This is a genomic window from Chlamydiales bacterium (genome assembly GCA_041395025.1).
Lineage (GTDB): Bacteria > Chlamydiota > Chlamydiia > Chlamydiales > JAAKFR01 > JAJACP01.
The window spans coordinates 460,968-479,776 of sequence record JAWLBH010000001.1 but is presented as its reverse complement, the minus strand read 5'-3'; the positions used below and the strand labels follow the sequence as shown (position 1 = coordinate 479,776).

The following is an 18,809-nucleotide window of genomic DNA, read 5'->3' as shown; positions in this document are numbered from 1 at the left end:
ACTGAGTTCTAGTCCTATAAAATCTCTAATTTTGAAAAATCACACATCGAGCTTATTCCTCATGAATAAGGAAGAGATTGACGATGGATATAGAAGCTTCTATAAAGAGATATTGAGAGGCAAAATATCTTAGTGATCTATCCAAAAAACTCTCAAATCCATTCTGATCTTAGAATAAGCAAGATAGTCCTACATCTCTGTTTTTTTTTGTGGACGATAGGTCCAATAGATGGCAAGACTGAATAGTACACTCATGTAAATTGTGCATAATTCAGGAGAGATTTTTTCTAAGAAAAAAGTTTTAAAAAGAATAGGAGGAGATTCTGTAAGTTTTAGTAACCATCCACAATACCAGTTGTTAAGGGGATGGAGAAGACCACCTGTAAGAATACTGATGATAAAAAGAAAAAGAGCAAGGCTCGCACAAAAAGGAAAAAAGAGATTATAGATGAGGCTGTTGAGAGAAAAAGTATGGAAGTGATAAAGCAATAGAGGAAGAAGGGCAAGATGTACAGAAAGTGTGAGAGTAAGAGCTTCTCGAATCAGTGCTGCTAAAAAATAAAAATGTTGCCAAATCAGTCTATGGGCTAGGGCTTCTTTTAAAGAAATTTTCGGAATCCAAAGTTGTAGAAGTTGATTAAGAGGTTGATAGAGAACTAAAATGCCTGCTGTGGCTAGGAAGCTGAGTTGAAAGCTTAGAGTGATAGCTGAAAGGGGATTAAGAAAGATCACAATAAAAAGAGCGACTCCTAGAGAATTCAGGGGTTGTGAGGATCGTTCAAAAATTTGCCCTATAAGAAAGAGCAGAGTCACGATCCAGGCTCTTTGGATAGAAGGACTTTCTCCAATGAAGAGCAGATAGATCGTTAAGATGAAAATTAAGAGACAAGCTTCTCCTTTTGGAGGCAAAAATAGGTGGAGCAATAAATGGATAAAGAGAGTGAGTAAAGCGAAGTGAAATCCTGAAATTGCCATGATATGAGATAGGCCAAGATGACTAAATTCCTGGATTAGCATGGGATCTTCAAGGGAACCTGTGATCATCCCAGTTAAAAATTGAGCAGAGCGTCTATTTTTGATATGTCTCTTGATATAGCTTCTGACCCATTTTTTTGCTTGATAACGCATCTCAACAAGTGAGCAGGTCTTATAAAGTGCCATCCATTCAGCTTCCTTGATCAAATAAAAATACCCACTTTCGGAATAAGCTTTTCCATGGATCTGGTAAATCTGATTAGCAAGATAGCGAGTTTTACTATGTATTAAACAAGCAAGAGATCCTGTAGGAGTTTTAAGCAGACCCCGGTAGTTCCATCCTTTTGTGATACTTCTGCTTTCTTGAATTGACTGTATATAAAATTTCCCAGAGACAACCGTATCGGAAGGGGGAAAGATATACACATGATAAAGATAAACCATTGGAATAAGAAAAATAAGAGCCCCTTTGAAAACATTCTCTTTATTCATTAAAAGAAAGAGGGGAAGAATGGCTAGAGGAGAAGCAAGGGCAAACAAGGTCCCAAGAAACAGTGTGAGCCCATAAAAGAGCGCGGGGTATCGAATCCAAACTTGTTTCATAATTTCTATAAAATTGTATATGCTTTTCTTCTATGGATGAACAGTTTTATAAGTATTTCTTTCCAGAAGATGAGATGTATTTTCATCATGTAATTCCTTTGCATCGTGTAGTTGATTTGAAATGGGATGAACTTTGTTTTAAAACCCCATTTCTTCCACGAGGATGGTTTGAATTAAGCCGTCTATCCCAAGAAGATAGAATTGAGTTTACTTATGAATTTTGGCTATCAAAGCTGCCCTGTATTTCTCAGAGATCAAATCATTTAGAGGCAAGGCTAAGGACATTTTTTGAAAGTTTAGAAGATATTGAAATTTTTGCAACACAACTCAAACCGGGCCATCCTTTTGATATCCACATGGTGTATGCATTAAAAGAAGCTGCAGGGTTTTTTCACGGGAACCCTCCTATCACTGATTTAGCTTTTGATCGTCTTTGTCGTCAGTTTCCCTATGTGACTTTCCCTTCTGATTACTTAGCCTTTTTACATATTCATGATGGTTTTTGTAAATATACTGATAGAGGGTTAATCAAATCTCAAGATATGGCACGTGTTTATCAACAGTTTCAGTATTTGTTATCGGAAGAAATTCTTATTCGTCCTGATGGAGAAGAAATTGACACGTCTCACTTGATTTCTTTTTATGAATCTTTTGAGCTTCATTGCTATCAGTGTTTTTATCTCGATTGGTGTCCAGAAGAAGAAATGGGGAATATCTATTTTTCGCTACATGATCGAAGAATCAGTAATTTTCTTGATCCTGATCATTTAGAAAACAATTTTGCTTTTCCAACTTTTTTAAATTGGCTGATTTTCTATTTAGAGGATATCAAGCATATCTGATGTATTTAGTCAAAGATTTATATCAGGAATGTGGTGAGACTTTGAAACTCAAACTCATTCATGGACGGAAGGGATTGAATAGAAAGATCTATTTGCCTGAAGTTCAAAATCCAGGATTAAGTTTAGTTGGATATTTAGAAGAAGATATAAAAAAAAGAATCCTTGTTTTTGGAAAAGTAGAGTTTGATTATCTAAATCATTTAGGGAGTTTTGTTCGGATATCTCGATTAAAGAATCTTCTAATAGATAAAACACCTGCTCTTATTATTTCTTCCGATTATCCTCCAATGAAAGACTTGTATAGACTGTGCGATGCACAGCAGATTCCTCTTTTTCAAACCCCCCTGTCAACAGTAGAGCTCATAACTAAGCTGACCTTTCTTTTGACAGACCGATTCATGCCTTCGATTTCTTGTCATGGCTCTTTTATGGAGATTTTTGGATTTGGAGTACTTATTCAAGGAGATCCTTCTATAGGCAAGAGTGATGCTGCTCTTGATTTGATTGAAAGAGGACATTGTCTTATTGCAGATGATCTAGTTAAAATTCGGTTGCGTGAGGAAAAACTAGAAGGTTATGGATTAGAGCCTTCTCGTCATCATATGGAGATTAGAGGGATTGGGATTATTAATATTGCTCAACTTTACGGTGCTATAAGTATAAAAGAAAAAAAAGAACTTGATCTAATCATAAAACTAGAAATATGGAATCAGGAGCATATGTATGATCGTGTTGGAATTGAAGAAAACACTGTGACTATTTTAGGTATGAAAGTTGTTTATCACCTTCTTCCTGTGACTCCTAGACGTAATATTCCCCTTCTGATTGAAGCAATTATTCTAAATCACCGCTTAAAAAAGATGGGATATCATTCTGGAAAGGAATACAATGCAAAATTAATTTCAATGATATTTCAGAAAGAGAAAGTCAGCGTATGAGTGAAGAAACAGTAAAAAAAAAGATACGTATTACTAATCAACTTGGATTACATACTCGTCCAGCCGCACTGATTGTAAAGTTGTTACAAGATTCTAAAAGCGAAGTGACGTTTACTCATAAAAAAAGAACGATTGATGCACGAAGTATTTTAAATGTTTTAATGCTTGCAGCACAAAAAAACTCCATGATTACAATTACTGTCAAAGGGATTGATGCTCAGAAAACAATGGATCGTCTGATCGAGAGTTTTGAAAATCAGTTTGGAGAGAGGGTAATTAATGGATAATAAAAAAGAGATATACCTTCGAGGTTATCCAATCTGTGCTGGGATTGCCATCGGAAGGCCCTTCTACTTTGCGACTGTTGAAGAAAATATTCCTGAGTTTTCTATTCCAGATGACCAAATTGATAATGAAGTGGATCGTTATTACAGTGCATTAAAAAGTTCTCGTAATGATCTCATTTTTCTCCAAAAACGTTTACTTAAGGAAGGAGGTAGTGAAGCCGCTGCAATTTTAGGTTCTCACCTTGAAATTACAAGAGATCCTTTTATGACAGTTGGCATTGAAGAGGCAATTCGTCAAAAAGGAAAGAATATTGAATATATATTTAAAACAGCAATTGGTGAATATGAAGAGCAATTTCGCAAAATTTCCAATGTCGTTTTTCGTGAACGACTAAAAGATTTTCAAGATATTTCTCGTCGAATTATTGGTCATTTACGGAATCATGAACGTTATAAACTTTCTAGATTAAATTACAAATCGATTGTATTTGCCCATGAGCTCTCTCCTTCAAATACAGCTGAAGCAAATACAGAAGTAATAGAAGCCTTTGTCACTCGAAGTGGAGCAGAAACTGCGCATGTTGCGATTATGGCGCGTGCAAGAGGGATTCCTTTTGTTTCTAATGTGGATTTCCCTGATTTTTCTATTTCAGTTCCTCCTCAAGTCATTGTGAATGGAGGCTCAGGAGAAGTCGTAATTAATCCCAAGAAAGAGACAGTGGCTTTCTATCAACAAGAGAAAAAGAAGTTAAAAATTCATATTAATGATCTTAAAGACTCTATTCAACTTCAAGCTCAGACTACAGATGGATACAAGATATATTTGTCAGCGAATATTGAAATGTTTAATGAAGTAGATCGCCTTGATGAGTATGGGGGAGAGGGAGTGGGACTATTTCGTTCGGAGTATCTCTTTTTGGCTGGTGAAGTCTTTCCTTCTGAAGAAGAACAATTTCTAATTTATCGAAGAATTGTTGAAAAAGTAGGGGGGTATCGTTCAGTCATTCGTACATTTGATATTGGTGGGGATAAATTGGGAAACTTTCATATGAGTCGTTATGAGAACAATCCTTATTTAGGCTGTCGTGCAATTCGATTGATGTTAAAGGAACGGAATGTCTTTAAAACTCAAATTAGAGCAATCTTAAGAGCAAGTGCTTTTGGTGAGGTGAGTATTTTATTTCCTATGATTTCAGGTGTGGTGGAGTTACGTGAAGCAAAAGAAATTGTTAGAGAAGCACAAGAAGAATTGCTCAGGGAGAAAATCCCATTTGCACATAATATTCCGATTGGATGCATGATAGAAGTCCCTTCTGCAGCAATTACCTGTGATCTTTTAGCTAAAGAATGCGATTTCCTATCGATTGGGACAAATGATCTTATTCAGTATTCTTTGGCTGTTGATCGTGATAATCCTATGATGAGCTACCTTTATACTCCAACACATCCTAGTATTTTGCGTTTGATTAAACTTGTCGTTGAAGAAGGGAATCGCGAGAAAAAACCTATTTCTATCTGTGGTGAAATGGCAGCTGATCCACGTTATATCCCTTTGTTACTCGGCCTTGGTGTGCACGATTTTTCAGTCTCTTCTCGTTCAATTCCTATGATCAAAAATATTATTCGTCATCTCTCAATAATTGATGCACGCGCAATTACTGAAAAAGCACTTTTACTCTCTACATCGATGGAGGTAGAAGAGTTTTTAGAAGAGGCTTATACCAAATTCCAATCAAAAATTAAACCCGTGTAATCCAACCTCTGCCGCAGAACTCTTTTTTAATTTCATATTCGCTTCGTTATAGGCAGAACGAATCAAATCTTCTAAACCTTCAGTATCTTCAGGATCAACGCATTTTGGTTTAATCTTGATATTTATCATTTCGTGTTCACCATTCAATGTGATAGAGACAAGGCCATTTCCAGCACTACCTTCAACTTTCTCATCTTTGAGTTTTTCTTGCATTTCCTCAAATTTTTTATGCAATATTTTAGCTTCTTTCTTTTTTTTGGCATATCCACTACCCATTTTTTACTCCTTTTTAAAAGCTCCATTTAATTCCTTAGCTGCAAATCGCATTAATGTATCGTAACGGCTCTGCTTCTTAACAGACTCTAGCTCAGAGGAGGCTTGTTGGGTTTTTATAGAACTCTGTTGAATAGATGGTGTGTTCTGATTTGTTGATTGCAAAGGTTTAGGAAGAGTATCTGTATTTTTTTGATGATCAGTTATTTTTGATTCTAGAGTAATTAAGCGTTCAATGAGTTGATCAATTGAAATTTTTTTGTGAGTACGCAAAATACGAAGTAATAGCATTTCAATTGTTGTTTTTTCACAAATAGAAAATTTTAATGTTTGCATTGCATCAGTTAGTAATTCTAGAATTTCTAGCAGTTGATCATTTCGATAGAATTTGACAGATATTTGATATTTTTTTTGATTGTTCCCTTGAAATGGAACTTTATTTTTTAACAAAAAGAGGGTGCGAAAATGACCAATCAATTCTTCTAAGAAAAAATTCACATTTTTGCCCGAATCAAAGATGGCTTCCGTAATGCGGAATGCTGCTGTTAGATCTCCTGAATAGCCTGCTTCATCAAGAGAAAAAAATGTCTGACGAGAAGGAATCCCGAGAATGTTCATCACAATACTTTCTGTAATAGAACTATTCTGATAGGCAATGACTTGGTCAAAAAGAGACTCAGCATCTCGCATGCTACCTTCACTGAGCTCTGCAATGATTGCTAAAGCTTCTTCTTCAACAGTGAGGATTAAGTCTCTTGCAATTTCTTCAAGTTTTTGCTGAATCTTTCTAATTGGAATACGTCTAAGGTTAAAGCGTTGACAACGACTGAGGACAGTCATGGGAATTTTATGTGGTTCAGTTGTAGCAAAGAAAAATTTAACATGAGCAGGGGGCTCTTCCAATGTTTTTAGCAGAGCATTAAATGCCTCTTTTGTTAGCATATGGACTTCATCAACTAAATAAATCTTATATTTTAAGTTTATTGGTACGAATCCAATCGTTTCATTGATTTGTCGGATATCTTCAATTCCTCGATGAGAGGCTCCATCAATCTCTAAAACATCTATTGCTTGCCCTTTAGCAATCTCTTTGCAAGAAAAACAGGTATTGCATGGCTCACCATCTGTAGATAGTTTAGAGCAGTTTAGAGCCTTAGCAAATAGACGTGCTAAAGTGGTTTTTCCTGTTCCTCGAGAGCCAGAAAAAAGATAGGCATGAGCAATACGTTGCATTCGAATTGCATTAATTAAAGTGATAACAATAGCTTCTTGACCAACGACTTGAGAAAAAGATTGGGGTCGGTATTTCCGTGCCAGAACCTGGTATTCTAATTTAGACATTTCGTGAAAAATTATAGATCAAAACAAATACAATTTGCAATACACAGAAGAAAAATAACTTTTTTTAAAATGTGTAAAAATATGACTAGTCATTTTCTAGCTACTTGTCTTTAGAGAGATATAATGGTTAATACAGAGACTAAATATTTTTTTAAGGTTCAATTAGATTAAAGAAGGAGTCGTTAGATTGTGAAATAGTTGACACCTTCTTCTTTCTGAGTCGACTAAATAGATTGATTTTTCTATCCTAAAAAGAAAAAAGGGAAAATTAATTTTAATGAATGGATGACAATTCTGATAGTCAAGAGAGTAGAAAAGAAGAAGATTTAAGAGAGCTTCGATTTTCAAGAGCACAGAGTTTTTTTGATAAAAGTTTAGTGATTCGATTGTTAATCGGAGTATTTTTTGCCCTTTGTCTCTTTTTTTTACTCCATTTCCGTGAAATATATATTGAAAAACTTGAACTTGGCACTGAAGCAAATCGCTATGTGGTTGCACAAATTGATTTTTCTTTCCCCGATGAAGAAGCGACCATTATTCTTAAACAAGAAGTCGCTCATGAAATTGGAATGATCTATAGGATTAAAGAAGATCAAATCCATGAAAGAGTTGCAGATTTCCAGAAATACATTACCCGTGATGAATTAGGGATTCGGCAATGGAAAGCTTTAAATCAAGAGAATCAGTTTGAGGATGTAGCATTAGCTCTTAGCTTGATTGTGGATGGTTTGAGACAAAAACGTTTTACTGATTTAAAAACTATTCAACAGATTGAAAGTTTTCCTCCAGATGAACGTCCTACTCTTATTACTAATCTATACCCCTATGTCCCTACAGATTTGAACCGCTCTCTTCCCTCTTTATTCTGGTCTAGCTTTGAAAAACAGATCTTTATGGAAGTTGATATCCCTTCAGCAGTCTCTCTATTTATTCTTCATTATTTTGAATCCATCGAATGGGAATTCATCATTGATCAGGGGATGGAATATACATTACGCAAGCTTGTTCAAAATAGAATTCCAGAGAAGTATACGCAAGTCCGTTCAGGTGATCGACTGATTGATCAAGGAGAAAAAGTTTCAGCACGTCACATTTCTATGCTTCAGGCAATGAAAGAAAAGTTGGATCAAAAACGCAATCCAATAGATCCGTTAACCATTGCTGGTACACTTCTGATGACGCTTCTTTTGATTGGAGTAGCTGCTATCTATTTAAGTGAAAATCATCGAGATATTTTTAAATCAAATCGTAAATTATCCCTATTTGTGACCATCCTCATTCTTTCTTTTTCCTTAGCAAAAGGCATAGAATTATTTCTTATTCAGGTGATTATAATAGATTTAGTGCGCTTTCCTCTTTTCGTACCATTTACTGCGATCTTACTAGCTAGTTTGATGAATATGAGAATTAGTGCATTTACTATTGTTTTTCTTTCAGTGATTTATGCTATTGCCTTAGCAGTAGAAGAGGTCCCTTTTTTAGTGATTAATCTTTTGACCTCAATAGTGATCATTTTGATGGCTCGTCATATTCATCGCCGGAAGGAAGTATTCATTGTTTGTGCTAAAGGTTGGTTTATTAGTCTTCTCGTTGTTTTAGCTTTTAATCTCTATGATGGGACACTTCTTACTCTGAATTTTATTGGAGATTTCTCAAGTACTTTCTTTTTTATGGCTATGACAGCAGTGTTAGTTGTAGGCTTCTTACCCGTTCTTGAATCGACATTTCAGATTATGACTGATATCACACTCATGGAATTTATGGATCCTAGCAATGAGCTGTTGCGTCGTCTCACTATTGAGGCACCTGGAACTTATCAACATTCAATGTTTGTGGGACATCTTGCTGAATCTGCTGCTTTAGCGATTGGAGCGAATGGATTGTTCTGCCGTGTTTCTACTCAATATCATGATATTGGTAAGTTAGCTAATCCACAATATTTTACTGAAAATCAACTCGGTGGAATGGATATGCATCAGTTGTTGACTCCTCTGGAATCGACTCAAGTCATTATTGCTCATGTCAAGGAAGGCGTTGCTCTTGCGCGTAAAGTAGGTCTGCCTGAACAGTTTATTGATATTATTAAGGAACATCATGGGACGACACTCGTCTATTATTTTTATCATAAGCAGATCGATTTAATCGAAAGAGATAAAAGTCAAGTGGAAGAGAGTAGTTTTCGTTATAGCGGGCCTACTCCTCGGACGAAAGAATCTACAATTATTATGATTGCAGATACGCTAGAAGCCGCCTCCCGTTGTCTAGATATATTTAACGAAGAAAGTGTGACCCACCTTGTTGAAAGGCTCATTGCGCAGAAAATGGAAGATGGCCAGTTTAACGAATCATTATTGACTTTTGAAGAACTTGGAATTGTCAAAACTACTCTTATTAAAACTCTATTGGCAGCGAATCATCCTAGGGTAAAATATCCTACTCATCACCCGGGAGAAGAAGGGTGAAATTAGATTTAACTGGTGTAGCAGTACAAGAGATGAATATTCTATTGGGAATCTAGACTCTCTTAAATAGGATTCCTAGTTTTCTTTAATACCAGTCAATGCTATACTTTGTTGGCTTTTTATGACTCTTCTACGGCTTACTTGATTGATTTTTCAGCTACCCTTATCATGTAGGTTATCTTATAGTCAATTATTCAGATAAAGTGAACGAACTATCAAAAAAACTACTGAAAAATAGGCCGATTGTAAGAAATAGTGATCACTTCATATTTTTTTGTCTATCAGATATTGAAGAAAATTAAAATACAGAAAGAGACAAAGATGATTGATGAGCTTAAGACAATTTTTGCTTTACTGATTTCTCTATCATTTGCAAAAAAAATGATTTGGAAAGATAGGTAAGCATACTATGGCGTTTGGACAATTTGATTTGGATCCTTTAATTCTTAAGGCAATTGAAAAACTTACTTACCAAAATACTACACCGATTCAAGAGCTCGCCATTCCTCTTATCTTAAAAGGAAAAGATCTCATTGCTCTTGCAGAAACAGGATCTGGCAAAACAGCAGCTTGTGCAATTCCTATATGCCATAAAGTCAATCCTGATCAACCTGATATCCAGGCTTTAATTATTGTCCCAACAAGAGAAATAGCTTTGCAATATGCAACAGCAACACAAAAAATTGGTGCTTTCAAAAAAGTCAAAGTTTTTGCTCTTTTTGGGGGAGAAGATATAGCTCTGCAGCATGCTAAATTAAAAGGAGGTTGCCAAGTATTAATTGCAACACCTGGTCGTTTAATTGATCTTATCTTTTCCAGATTGATAGATCTGTCAAAAGTTACCATTTTTGTTTTAGATGAAGCTGATCAAATGCTTGGCATGGGATTTTATGAAGATTTAGAGTTCATTATCAATTGTTTAATTCATCAACATCAAACACTTCTTTTTTCTGCTACTATGCCTAAACAGATTGAAATGATTGCAAAAAACCACATGATTCATCCAGAAGAAATTATTTTAATTCATAACAAACCCACTCCAGCTAAGCTAAGACATCAACTTACCTTTTGCTCAGATCCTAGAAAGAAACAAGAAGAATTGGTATTTCTACTCAAAAAATTTAATCCCACTCAATGTCTGATTTTTGCCAATTCACGTCGTGAAGTCGAAGCGCTTTATCATTATCTAAAATCTAAAATTCCTGGAGTGGATTTTCTACACGGAGGATTAGAACAAAAACTTCGTTGTATGTTAGTCAATAAGTTTCAAAAAGGGAAAATCCGTTTTTTAATTGCTACCGATATTGCTGCTCGTGGCTTGGATTTTAGTGAAGTCACTCATGTTTTTAATTTGCATTTTCCTCTTGATAAAGAGACATATACTCATAGAGCAGGTCGAACAGGACGATCGGGTCGTACAGGAGTATGTGTGACTTTGGTAACAAAACGGGAGATGCCAAAAGTGAAAAAAATTTTTAAAATGCTAAAACGCGATCCCAAATGGTTAAATCCTCCACCTGTTTTATAGTCTTATCATCTTTAGAAATTTTGATGTGAGTGCATAGGATTTTCTTACTCAAAAAATCACAAGAGATCTTCAATCTTAGGAAGATATTTGTTATGATAGGGAAGATAATTGGTTTTCTATGAGTAGAAGCATCTTATTGAGATGCGCATCGCATCTGTTAATCGCTTTTTCAATCTCACCATCTCCTTTAGGATTTTTATCTTCTACCGCAGCATAGATTTTAATTTTAGATTCAGTACCTGAAGGACGTACGACAATCTTCGATCCATCTATCAGCCAAAAGCGGAGTATATTAGATTTCGGCAATGTCAAAGCTTCTTTTTGACCAGTGTCAAGATTAGTCTTAGTTTGAGATAGATAATCTTCTATGGCTATGACGGGGATATTAGCAAGTTTTAGAGGAGAGTTGCGTAAATTTTGCATTATTGCTTTTATACGCTTGGCCCCTGGTTTTCCTTCAAAAGAAAGAGATAAAAGCTTTTCACGAAAAATCCCATGAGTTTGATAGATCTGGTAGAGAGAATCTACCAGTGTTTCTCCTTTTTTTTTGAGTTGTAAAGCAGCTTCGCATATGCATGCGGCAGAAATAATCGCATCTTTATCTCGCACATGCGAACCAAAAAGATAACCATACGACTCTTCTCCGCCGAAAATATAGTGATAGGGGGATTTTTCTTCTTCCCATTGAGCAATTTTCTGACCAATGTATTTGAAACCCGTCAAGACATCAAGACATTCACCTCCATAATATTCTGCAATTTTGCGAAAGAGTTCAGTTGTAACAATGGTTTTAATGAACATGGGTTGTGAAGGCATCTTATTCATTTTCTGCAATCCATAGCAGATATGGTTGAGTAGGAGACAAGCTAATTGATGACCGTCAAAGAAAAAAGGAGCATTTTCATGGATCATCGCTACACCAATTCGATCGGTATCCGGATCAGTGCCAATTAAAAGATCCCCCTTCACTTTTTTCAGTTTCTCGACTCCCATAGCAAGAGCGGCAGGATCTTCAGGATTAGGAGAGGTGACTGTTGAAAAATCTCCATTAGGAGTTGCCTGTTCTTCTACGATTGTAAGATGAGTAAAGCCCCAATCACATAGAGCTAAAGGAAGGATGGTAATGCCTGCTCCATGTAAACTTGTATAAACGACATGTAATGTTTGACCATGATTTTTATTATCTTTAGAATAAAGCTGTTGTTTATGGATAGTTTCAAGGTAGGCTCTATCAATCTCTCCATTTACTTTATGGATTAAGGGATGAGGATATCGAACAGTTTTCACCATTTCATCGGAAGAAATCTGTTGGATTGCCTCAATAATGTTTCTATCATGAGGAGGAAGAACTTGACCTCCATCCCCCCAATAAACTTTATAACCATTATAATTGGGAGGATTGTGAGATGCTGTAATCATGATTCCAGCTGTCATTTTTTTATAGAGAACCCCAAAGGAGACTAAAGCAACTGGACGTAAGGCTTCATAAATAAAGACTTCAATCCCATTTGCTGCCAAAACATTTGCCGCTTCTTGAGCAAATTTCGAAGCATGATGGCGTGAGTCATAACCAATAATGACTGTAGGGGTTTCTTGATTTGAGATTTGAGCATTGATGTAATTGGAGAGTCCCTGAGTTGTTGTGCGGATAGTATAAATATTCATCCGATTCGTTCCTGGACCCATAATCCCTCTCAAACCACCTGTGCCAAATGTCAGTGTAGTATAAAACGCATCTATAAGTTCTTCAGGGTTTTCACGTTGTAAACGTCGAATCTCTTCTTTTGTTTCAAAGTCATAATGGCCGTCTAGCCAATGATCAATATTTTTTTGTGTGTTGCTATCAATTATGATTTTCATTTAAGCCTTACTTGATACCTATCGTTAAACAAAAATGAAATTTAGGTCATCCATAAATTGTATTAGATGATCATTGGCTATTGAACTAATTATTATAAATGATAGGAGTATTCACATAGTTTGCGGTAAAGAGAATGAGAAGGTAGTTTTCTTCTCTTCCTTCATGAAAATGAGAAGAATGAGTAGAAAAAATCCCCTTCCCTGAGCGAGATAACAAAAGAGCAATTTCTCTGTCTTGAATGGGACGTATGAGATTCAAATCTTCAATAAACATGTCATATAAAAAACGGATAGGTTTACGATCTAATAGTTCAGCTACGATCTTACCAAGTTTATAAGCAATCTTAAGGACTTCAGGGATCGTACGAGAAATATTTTCATGAGAGGCTTCTGGTAGTTCCTCATGTCGTTTAAGAATTTTGTCCCAAAGACTCTGGATTTCATCAGAAGGGATGAGATTTTCAAAGGAAATATAACCTTTATTTTGAAAAAATTTTTTGTACTCAGATGCTAAAATAGGGCGTCTCATAACCAAAAGTTTATGATAAAAGACCACTTTCGTCTATAGGTATAGTAGAAAGATTGAAGTTTCTAGTAGTTTTATCTCTATTATAATCGATTTCAATAGGTTATAACATTAGGCCAGTATTCACTACTCTTTCATCTGATCTTATATTATCCCTATGAATTCAATCCTATTTTTATCTCCTAACTAGGATATGTGCCGTATTTTCGGATTTCTTCAATAATTGGGTAAGAAAACTTTCTTCTAGAGGTCGATATATGCATTTTTAAACTCTAATCTATGAAACTCAGAGAGTAATGCATAGTAGTAGCTTTAAAAAGCTCTTCTTTTTATCCTGGTCAACCATTTAATATTAAGATTTTTTGAGGTAAATGCAAAAAAACTTTCCAATTGAGATTATAGAAAAGAGATTAAAAGTGGTCTTTGAAGATTCTGAGTTGCTCTTTTTAGCTTTTGTTCACCGTTCATTTTGGAATGAAAATCAAGAAACTATTTCTGATCATAATGAGAGACTCGAGTTTCTAGGAGATTCCATTCTAAACCTTATCATCACTCACTATCTATATAAAACCCATCCTACCCTTGATGAAGGGAGGCTTTCAAAATTACGTTCTCAACTTGTCGATGCTGCGACCTGTGTTCAATATCTTCAACATCTTGATGTTAGCGAATATTTGCTTCTTGGTAAAGGAGAAGAAACCAATCAAGGAAAGGGGCGAGAGTCAATTTTAGCTGACTTATTTGAAGCAATCATGGGAGCGGTGTATCTTGATCGGGGACTTGAAGGGACGAGTAGCTTCTTTCTTCACCATTTTAAGGAAGAAATCGATCATTTGATTGAATCACCTCAGAGAAATTGGAAAGCTGAGTTTCAGGACTGGGCTCAAAAGCAATTTCAGACTACTCCTCGCTATGAGATCATAGAAGAACAAGGTCTCTCTCATCACAAGCTATTTAGAGTAGGGCTTTGGGTGGGTATGAAAAAACAAGCAGAGGGGACAGGGTTTTCAAAAAAAGCTGCCCAAGTAGAAGCTGCAAAAAATGCTCTTCTCGAGATCGAAAAACATCGTCAGCATCTTTAATTATTCTAGAGCGACTCATATTTATGAAAAAATAAGATTACAAAAATCAAAAGTGGATGAACATTCATTCTATGATTAAATTAGAAGAATAGAATGGCTTTTATGAGATGGAGAAAAGAAGGCTATGAAAAAATATCACACTCTTTTTGGAAAGCACAGAATTACCGCAAGTGTAAATGCATTCTTAATTTTGCATGATCAAGATAAAATATTGCTTATGTTAAGGCAAAATACGGGCTTTTTAGATGGTCATTGGGGGTTGTTATCAGGTCATGTAGAGTTTGGGGAATCTGCTACCCAGGGTATCATCAGAGAGGCACAGGAAGAATTAGGGATTGAGATTTCTTTAAATGCGTTACGAGTAGTTCATGTTATGCATCGTAAAACAAACCGGATCAATATCGATATCTTCTTCGACGCTATCGACTGGAAAGGAGAGATCTCGAATCAAGAGCCTATAAAATGCAAAGAAATTGGTTTTTTCTCCATTCCTTCTTTTCCTAAGAATACCATTGATTATAACATTGCTGCTTTAAAATTCATTGCTTTAGGTCAATTTTATTCTGAATGGGGATTTTGATGATTCTAAAAAGAGATTTATCATCTCATTCAAATAACTGGTTATTCTCTCTTTGCCGAAAACTTAAAAAGATTTCTTGTTGGTCTGTCATTTTTTTCAGTTGTTTTAGCAGAACTCGAAATCACGACATATATTTTTGGTAGACAAAATCTAGAATCATGAAAAAATTAGTTGAAGAATATCTTTGTTTTAGCATGTCTAGACTATATCCTTTCTACTTTGTTGTGAGTAGATGACATCTTCTAAAAAAGTTAAAAATCATTCATTCATAATTAACTTGGGAATCATCTTCGAAGTGGCCTATATTGATGAATAGATCCTGATACATTTAAAAATCTGCATTAACATTGATGTAATTCAGAAATAAGAAAAAGAGGAGATTTGAAAATCAAACTGAAAGATGAAATACGATCTAAGCAGATTGTTATTAAAGTGGGTGCAAGAAATTCTAATTTATCAAAAAAGCAAGTTGAAGAGATTCAAGCTACCTATCCCCACCTCCTTCTTGAACCCATTTATATTGAGACAATAGGGGATCGTAATAGAACTATTTCACTGCGTACGATCGGGAAAACTGATTTTTTTACCCGAGAAATTGATGAGATGGTGTTAAGTGGAGAGTGTCGGATTGGCATTCACTCAGCTAAGGACTTACCTGACCCTTTGCCAAAGGGTTTAGAGCTTATTAAATTGACTAAAGGCATCGATCCTGCTGATAGTCTGGTGCTGCGTAATCAAGAAACTTTATCAAAAAAATCTATTGTCGCTACCTCTTCTATAAGAAGAGAAGAGATGGTGCGTAAAATTATAAATGATGTGACATTTGTTGATATTAGAGGAACGATTGAAGAGCGAATTGAAAAATTGCATAGGAGAGAAGTGGATGGAGTCGTTATTGCTGAAGCAGCTTTAATCCGTTTGGGTCTAACACAACTCAATCGGGTTAAATTACCAGGCCCTTCTGCTCCTTTGCAAGGTCAACTTGCGATTTTAGGGCGTCAGGGAGATGTTGAAATACGCAATTATTTTTATTAAAAGTATATGTTTTGTAATAAAAAGAGAAAAAATGTTCTGTATTTTGGACTAGATCCTAGCCATTTTTTTTCAAAAGACGAAGTCTTCCATTTTCCTTTAATCGAAACAATTCCTCTTTCTTATGAGCGAGTGAAGCCATTTTTATTGACCTCTTACTCTCATGTTTTATTCACAAGTCGAACAGCGATTACTTATTATTTTCATTACAATGGATCGAAAGAGAAAAATTTTATCTGTATTGGATTAGGAACAGTGGCACAACTTATGAAGTTCGGTCTATCGCCAGCCTATATTCCCGAAACAGCGTGTAGCGAAAGCGTAGTGACACTCTTAGAAAAAATCGCGTATGCTCATGTTTTATATCCTCATTCAGCTCGTTCTCGTCCTCTGCTTCCTGAATATTTAACTCAACATCGAGGAATCCCATTTGTTCTTTACGACACCTATTCAAAAAATGTTCGATTGCCTAATCTTGAAATGTTTCATGAACTAATTTTTACGAGTCCATCGACTGTAGAAGCTTTTGGAAAAATTTGTGATGATTTACCCGATAGAAAAAAATGTAGAGCCATTGGCCCTATCACTGAAAACGCATTGAACAAATTGTTTCATTCAACTAACCTGATTCAATAAATTAAATCTTAGATAAGAGAAAAAAGATGGTCAAAAAATTTGTTCTGCCTGATCTTCCTTATGCTTACCAAGCTCTTGAGCCTGTGATTAGTCGAGAAATTATGGAATTGCACCATAAGAAGCATCATAATACTTATGTGACAAAACTTAATGAATCTCTTGAAAAATATGATGAGTCAGAAAAAAATGGCGACCTTCCGACTATGATCTCCCTCCAGCCTGCAATTCGCTTTAATGGAGGAGGTCATATTAATCATAGTATTTTTTGGACAAACCTTGCCCCACAGAATCAGGGAGGAGGAGAGCCACCAGTGGGTAAGCTTGCTGAAAAGATTGACGAAAAATGGGGATCTTTCGAAAAATTTTTAGATAGTTTTAATGCTGCAGCTATTCCTATTCAGGGCTCGGGTTGGTGTTGGCTTGGATTTTGTAAAACAAATCATCAACTTGTGATTGAAACTTGTTCTAACCAAGATCCTCTACTCAGTACGAAAAATAAGATTCCTCTACTTGGGATAGACGTATGGGAGCATGCTTACTATCTTCAGTATAAAAATCTCCGGCCTGATTATCTTAAAGCGATTTGGGGGGTAGTGAACTGGAAAAATGTCAGCCAACGCTATGCAGAATGCTTCAAATCTTGCCCAGCATACGGTAAATAGTTTTTTTTAATTTTAGTTTTTTTAATAGACTTTTTTAGGTTATTGGTTTAGAATTAAACTTCTATGCCTTTATTTTCGCGTGATAAACCTAAAATTAAAGTCGAATCATCCAAAGCTGATGGATTTAGCGGTTGGCTGAAGTGCAATCATTGTCATGAAATGATTCATGCCAACGAGTTGACTCAAAATCTCAACTGTTGTCAAAAGTGTAATTATCACTACCGTTTGCCTGTGGCTGAGAGAATTGAGATGTTAGCTGATCCTGGCACATTCGAAGAGTTATTTGATGATATTAGGTCTATAGATATTTTAAATTTTAAAGATACGATCTCTTACCCTAAACGGCTTGAAAAAGCTATTGCACAATCGGGAAGTTCTGAAGGAGTGGTAGTAGGGACTTGTACTTTGAGTCGCCATAAGGTTGCTATTGGAGTGCTGAATTTTGGATTTATGGCAGGATCAATGGGATCAGTTGTTGGAGAGCGTTTAACTAGAATTATCGAGCTTGCCTTAGAGCAAAAAATTCCTCTTATTATTGTATCTGCTTCTGGTGGGGCTCGGATGCAGGAATCAATTTTTTCACTGATGCAGATGGCTAAAACATCAGCTGCATTGGCTAAATTGCATGAGGCTGGTATTCCATTTATCTCTGTTCTGACTAACCCGACATCAGGAGGTGTCACAGCGTCTTTTGCTTCTCTAGGAGATATTATTATTGCTGAACCCGATGCATTGATTTGTTTTGCGGGTCCAAGAGTTGTTGAGCAAGTCGTTCGAGAAAAACTTCCACCAGGAGCACAGAAATCGGAATTTCTTCTGAAACATGGGATGATTGATTGTATTATTAAAAGACATGAGATGAAGAAGAAATTATCTCAATTTTTGGATTTTCTAACTGGGAATGAGCGTGAATTTGTCACAATGCAAATGAATCAATTGTTTTTATTGACAGATGATAGTTAAAAAGCGATGATTTGTCGATTATGCAAGAAAATATTGAGATTCTAGTCCTAACGGATAGGGAAGATCTCCCTCATTATGCCTCAGAAGGTGCCTCTGGTGCTGATATTAGAGCTCATCTGAGTGATTCCCTCATAATTTCCCCAGGTCATACGGCTCTTATTCCCACAGGATTATTTTTTGAAATTCCTCAAGGTTATGAAATCCAAATTAGACCTAGAAGTGGGTTGGCGTGTCACGATAAAATTACCATTCTTAATACCCCAGCTACCATTGATTCAGATTATCGAGGTGAACTTAAGGTGATTTTAATCAATCATGGAGAGAGTGAATTTGAGGTAAAGCCCGATATGAGAATTGCTCAGCTGGTGGTGACTCCTGTGTTTAAAGCACGCTTTGTGAGAACAAAGACTCTTAGTAAAAGTGGACGTGGGTCCGGGGGGTTTGGACACACGGGAATAGGTTAAAT

Annotated in this window: 18 protein-coding genes; 13 read left to right on the top strand and 5 right to left on the bottom strand. The window is 35.9% G+C overall.

Annotated elements, in window-relative coordinates; all coding sequences use genetic code 11:
- Positions 1 to 189: 189 nt before the first annotated feature.
- On the bottom strand, positions 190 to 1,578 hold the full coding sequence (locus tag R3E91_02150; protein ID MEZ5315002.1) for a ComEC/Rec2 family competence protein: 1,389 nt from the start codon (positions 1,576 to 1,578) through the stop codon (positions 190 to 192).
- A 32-nt stretch (positions 1,579 to 1,610) separates the two neighbouring features.
- Here R3E91_02150 and R3E91_02145 point away from each other — a divergent pair, with 32 nt between their 5' ends.
- From R3E91_02145 to ptsP, 4 genes are read left to right on the top strand one after another with little or no spacing between them, the layout of a single operon-like run.
- Positions 1,611 to 2,420 (top strand): hypothetical protein, encoded by an 810-nt coding sequence (locus R3E91_02145; protein ID MEZ5315001.1) that lies wholly within the window; start codon positions 1,611 to 1,613, stop codon positions 2,418 to 2,420.
- The gene (hprK, locus tag R3E91_02140) at positions 2,420 to 3,358 is read left to right on the top strand and encodes an HPr(Ser) kinase/phosphatase (protein ID MEZ5315000.1); all 939 of its coding nucleotides are present in this window, start codon (positions 2,420 to 2,422) and stop codon (positions 3,356 to 3,358) included. The genes R3E91_02145 and hprK overlap by 1 nt, the downstream gene beginning before the upstream one ends.
- Entirely contained in the window at positions 3,355 to 3,645 is a 291-nt protein-coding gene (locus R3E91_02135; GenBank protein MEZ5314999.1) for an HPr family phosphocarrier protein, read from the top strand. Before hprK ends, R3E91_02135 begins: the two co-directional genes overlap by 4 nt.
- Complete coding sequence (gene ptsP, locus R3E91_02130; protein ID MEZ5314998.1) at positions 3,638 to 5,398, top strand: phosphoenolpyruvate--protein phosphotransferase; 1,761 nt, start codon at positions 3,638 to 3,640, stop codon at positions 5,396 to 5,398. The genes R3E91_02135 and ptsP overlap by 8 nt, the downstream gene beginning before the upstream one ends.
- Here ptsP and R3E91_02125 read toward each other — a convergent pair.
- The gene (locus R3E91_02125; protein MEZ5314997.1) at positions 5,378 to 5,674 is read right to left on the bottom strand and encodes a YbaB/EbfC family nucleoid-associated protein; all 297 of its coding nucleotides are present in this window, start codon (positions 5,672 to 5,674) and stop codon (positions 5,378 to 5,380) included. The two genes, ptsP and R3E91_02125, sit on opposite strands and share 21 nt — an antisense overlap.
- A 3-nt stretch (positions 5,675 to 5,677) precedes the next feature.
- Positions 5,678 to 7,012, bottom strand: coding sequence for a DNA polymerase III subunit gamma/tau (gene dnaX / locus R3E91_02120; GenBank protein MEZ5314996.1), 1,335 nt, complete (start codon positions 7,010 to 7,012; stop codon positions 5,678 to 5,680).
- Positions 7,013 to 7,293: 281 nt separating this feature from the next.
- Between dnaX and R3E91_02115 the strand changes: the two genes are divergently transcribed.
- Both R3E91_02115 and R3E91_02110 read left to right on the top strand, forming a co-directional pair.
- The gene (locus R3E91_02115) at positions 7,294 to 9,474 is read left to right on the top strand and encodes an HDIG domain-containing protein (protein ID MEZ5314995.1); all 2,181 of its coding nucleotides are present in this window, start codon (positions 7,294 to 7,296) and stop codon (positions 9,472 to 9,474) included.
- Between the two features lie 409 nt (positions 9,475 to 9,883).
- Positions 9,884 to 11,002 (top strand): DEAD/DEAH box helicase, encoded by a 1,119-nt coding sequence (locus tag R3E91_02110; protein MEZ5314994.1) that lies wholly within the window; start codon positions 9,884 to 9,886, stop codon positions 11,000 to 11,002.
- Positions 11,003 to 11,092: 90 nt separating this feature from the next.
- On the opposite strand, the gene R3E91_02105 is transcribed toward R3E91_02110, so the two are convergent.
- Positions 11,093 to 12,862, bottom strand: a complete 1,770-nt coding sequence (locus R3E91_02105; GenBank protein ID MEZ5314993.1) for a phospho-sugar mutase — start codon at positions 12,860 to 12,862, stop codon at positions 11,093 to 11,095.
- 85 nt (positions 12,863 to 12,947) lie between these two features.
- On the bottom strand, positions 12,948 to 13,391 hold the full coding sequence (locus tag R3E91_02100) for a DUF5070 domain-containing protein (GenBank protein ID MEZ5314992.1): 444 nt from the start codon (positions 13,389 to 13,391) through the stop codon (positions 12,948 to 12,950).
- 368 nt (positions 13,392 to 13,759) lie between these two features.
- Between R3E91_02100 and rnc the strand changes: the two genes are divergently transcribed.
- The 7 genes from rnc to dut all read left to right on the top strand — a co-directional run bounded on the left by rnc (position 13,760) and on the right by dut (position 18,807).
- Positions 13,760 to 14,470: a ribonuclease III gene (gene rnc, locus R3E91_02095; protein ID MEZ5314991.1), complete on the top strand. Its 711-nt coding sequence runs from the start codon at positions 13,760 to 13,762 to the stop codon at positions 14,468 to 14,470.
- Between the two features lie 124 nt (positions 14,471 to 14,594).
- Entirely contained in the window at positions 14,595 to 15,050 is a 456-nt protein-coding gene (locus R3E91_02090) for an NUDIX domain-containing protein (GenBank protein MEZ5314990.1), read from the top strand.
- Between the two features lie 381 nt (positions 15,051 to 15,431).
- The gene (locus R3E91_02085) at positions 15,432 to 16,085 is read left to right on the top strand and encodes a hydroxymethylbilane synthase (protein ID MEZ5314989.1); all 654 of its coding nucleotides are present in this window, start codon (positions 15,432 to 15,434) and stop codon (positions 16,083 to 16,085) included.
- Positions 16,086 to 16,091: 6 nt separating this feature from the next.
- Positions 16,092 to 16,718: a uroporphyrinogen-III synthase gene (locus R3E91_02080; protein ID MEZ5314988.1), complete on the top strand. Its 627-nt coding sequence runs from the start codon at positions 16,092 to 16,094 to the stop codon at positions 16,716 to 16,718.
- Positions 16,719 to 16,744: 26 nt separating this feature from the next.
- A complete protein-coding gene (locus tag R3E91_02075) occupies positions 16,745 to 17,380 on the top strand; it encodes a Fe-Mn family superoxide dismutase (protein ID MEZ5314987.1) in 636 nt (211 codons plus the stop codon).
- Positions 17,381 to 17,443: 63 nt separating this feature from the next.
- On the top strand, positions 17,444 to 18,343 hold the full coding sequence (gene accD, locus R3E91_02070; GenBank protein MEZ5314986.1) for an acetyl-CoA carboxylase, carboxyltransferase subunit beta: 900 nt from the start codon (positions 17,444 to 17,446) through the stop codon (positions 18,341 to 18,343).
- A 20-nt stretch (positions 18,344 to 18,363) separates the two neighbouring features.
- Complete coding sequence (gene dut / locus R3E91_02065) at positions 18,364 to 18,807, top strand: dUTP diphosphatase (protein MEZ5314985.1); 444 nt, start codon at positions 18,364 to 18,366, stop codon at positions 18,805 to 18,807.
- Positions 18,808 to 18,809 lie beyond the last annotated feature (2 nt).

Bases quoted from the DNA above. Each gene is read 5' to 3' on its own strand.
- dnaX (MEZ5314996.1), bottom strand. From the start codon at position 7,012: ATGTCTAAATTAGAATACCAGGTTCTGGCACGGAAATACCGACCCCAA.
- rnc (MEZ5314991.1), top strand. From the start codon at position 13,760: ATGCAAAAAAACTTTCCAATTGAGATTATAGAAAAGAGATTAAAAGTG.
- ptsP (MEZ5314998.1), top strand. From the start codon at position 3,638: ATGGATAATAAAAAAGAGATATACCTTCGAGGTTATCCAATCTGTGCT.
- R3E91_02080 (MEZ5314988.1), top strand. From the start codon at position 16,092: ATGTTTTGTAATAAAAAGAGAAAAAATGTTCTGTATTTTGGACTAGAT.
- R3E91_02150 (MEZ5315002.1), bottom strand. From the start codon at position 1,578: ATGAAACAAGTTTGGATTCGATACCCCGCGCTCTTTTATGGGCTCACA.
- R3E91_02100 (MEZ5314992.1), bottom strand. From the start codon at position 13,391: ATGAGACGCCCTATTTTAGCATCTGAGTACAAAAAATTTTTTCAAAAT.
- R3E91_02105 (MEZ5314993.1), bottom strand. From the start codon at position 12,862: ATGAAAATCATAATTGATAGCAACACACAAAAAAATATTGATCATTGG.
- R3E91_02125 (MEZ5314997.1), bottom strand. From the start codon at position 5,674: ATGGGTAGTGGATATGCCAAAAAAAAGAAAGAAGCTAAAATATTGCAT.
- R3E91_02110 (MEZ5314994.1), top strand. From the start codon at position 9,884: ATGGCGTTTGGACAATTTGATTTGGATCCTTTAATTCTTAAGGCAATT.
- accD (MEZ5314986.1), top strand. From the start codon at position 17,444: ATGCCTTTATTTTCGCGTGATAAACCTAAAATTAAAGTCGAATCATCC.
- R3E91_02075 (MEZ5314987.1), top strand. From the start codon at position 16,745: ATGGTCAAAAAATTTGTTCTGCCTGATCTTCCTTATGCTTACCAAGCT.
- hprK (MEZ5315000.1), top strand. From the start codon at position 2,420: ATGTATTTAGTCAAAGATTTATATCAGGAATGTGGTGAGACTTTGAAA.
- dut (MEZ5314985.1), top strand. From the start codon at position 18,364: ATGCAAGAAAATATTGAGATTCTAGTCCTAACGGATAGGGAAGATCTC.
- R3E91_02145 (MEZ5315001.1), top strand. From the start codon at position 1,611: ATGGATGAACAGTTTTATAAGTATTTCTTTCCAGAAGATGAGATGTAT.
- R3E91_02135 (MEZ5314999.1), top strand. From the start codon at position 3,355: ATGAGTGAAGAAACAGTAAAAAAAAAGATACGTATTACTAATCAACTT.
- R3E91_02090 (MEZ5314990.1), top strand. From the start codon at position 14,595: ATGAAAAAATATCACACTCTTTTTGGAAAGCACAGAATTACCGCAAGT.
- R3E91_02115 (MEZ5314995.1), top strand. From the start codon at position 7,294: ATGGATGACAATTCTGATAGTCAAGAGAGTAGAAAAGAAGAAGATTTA.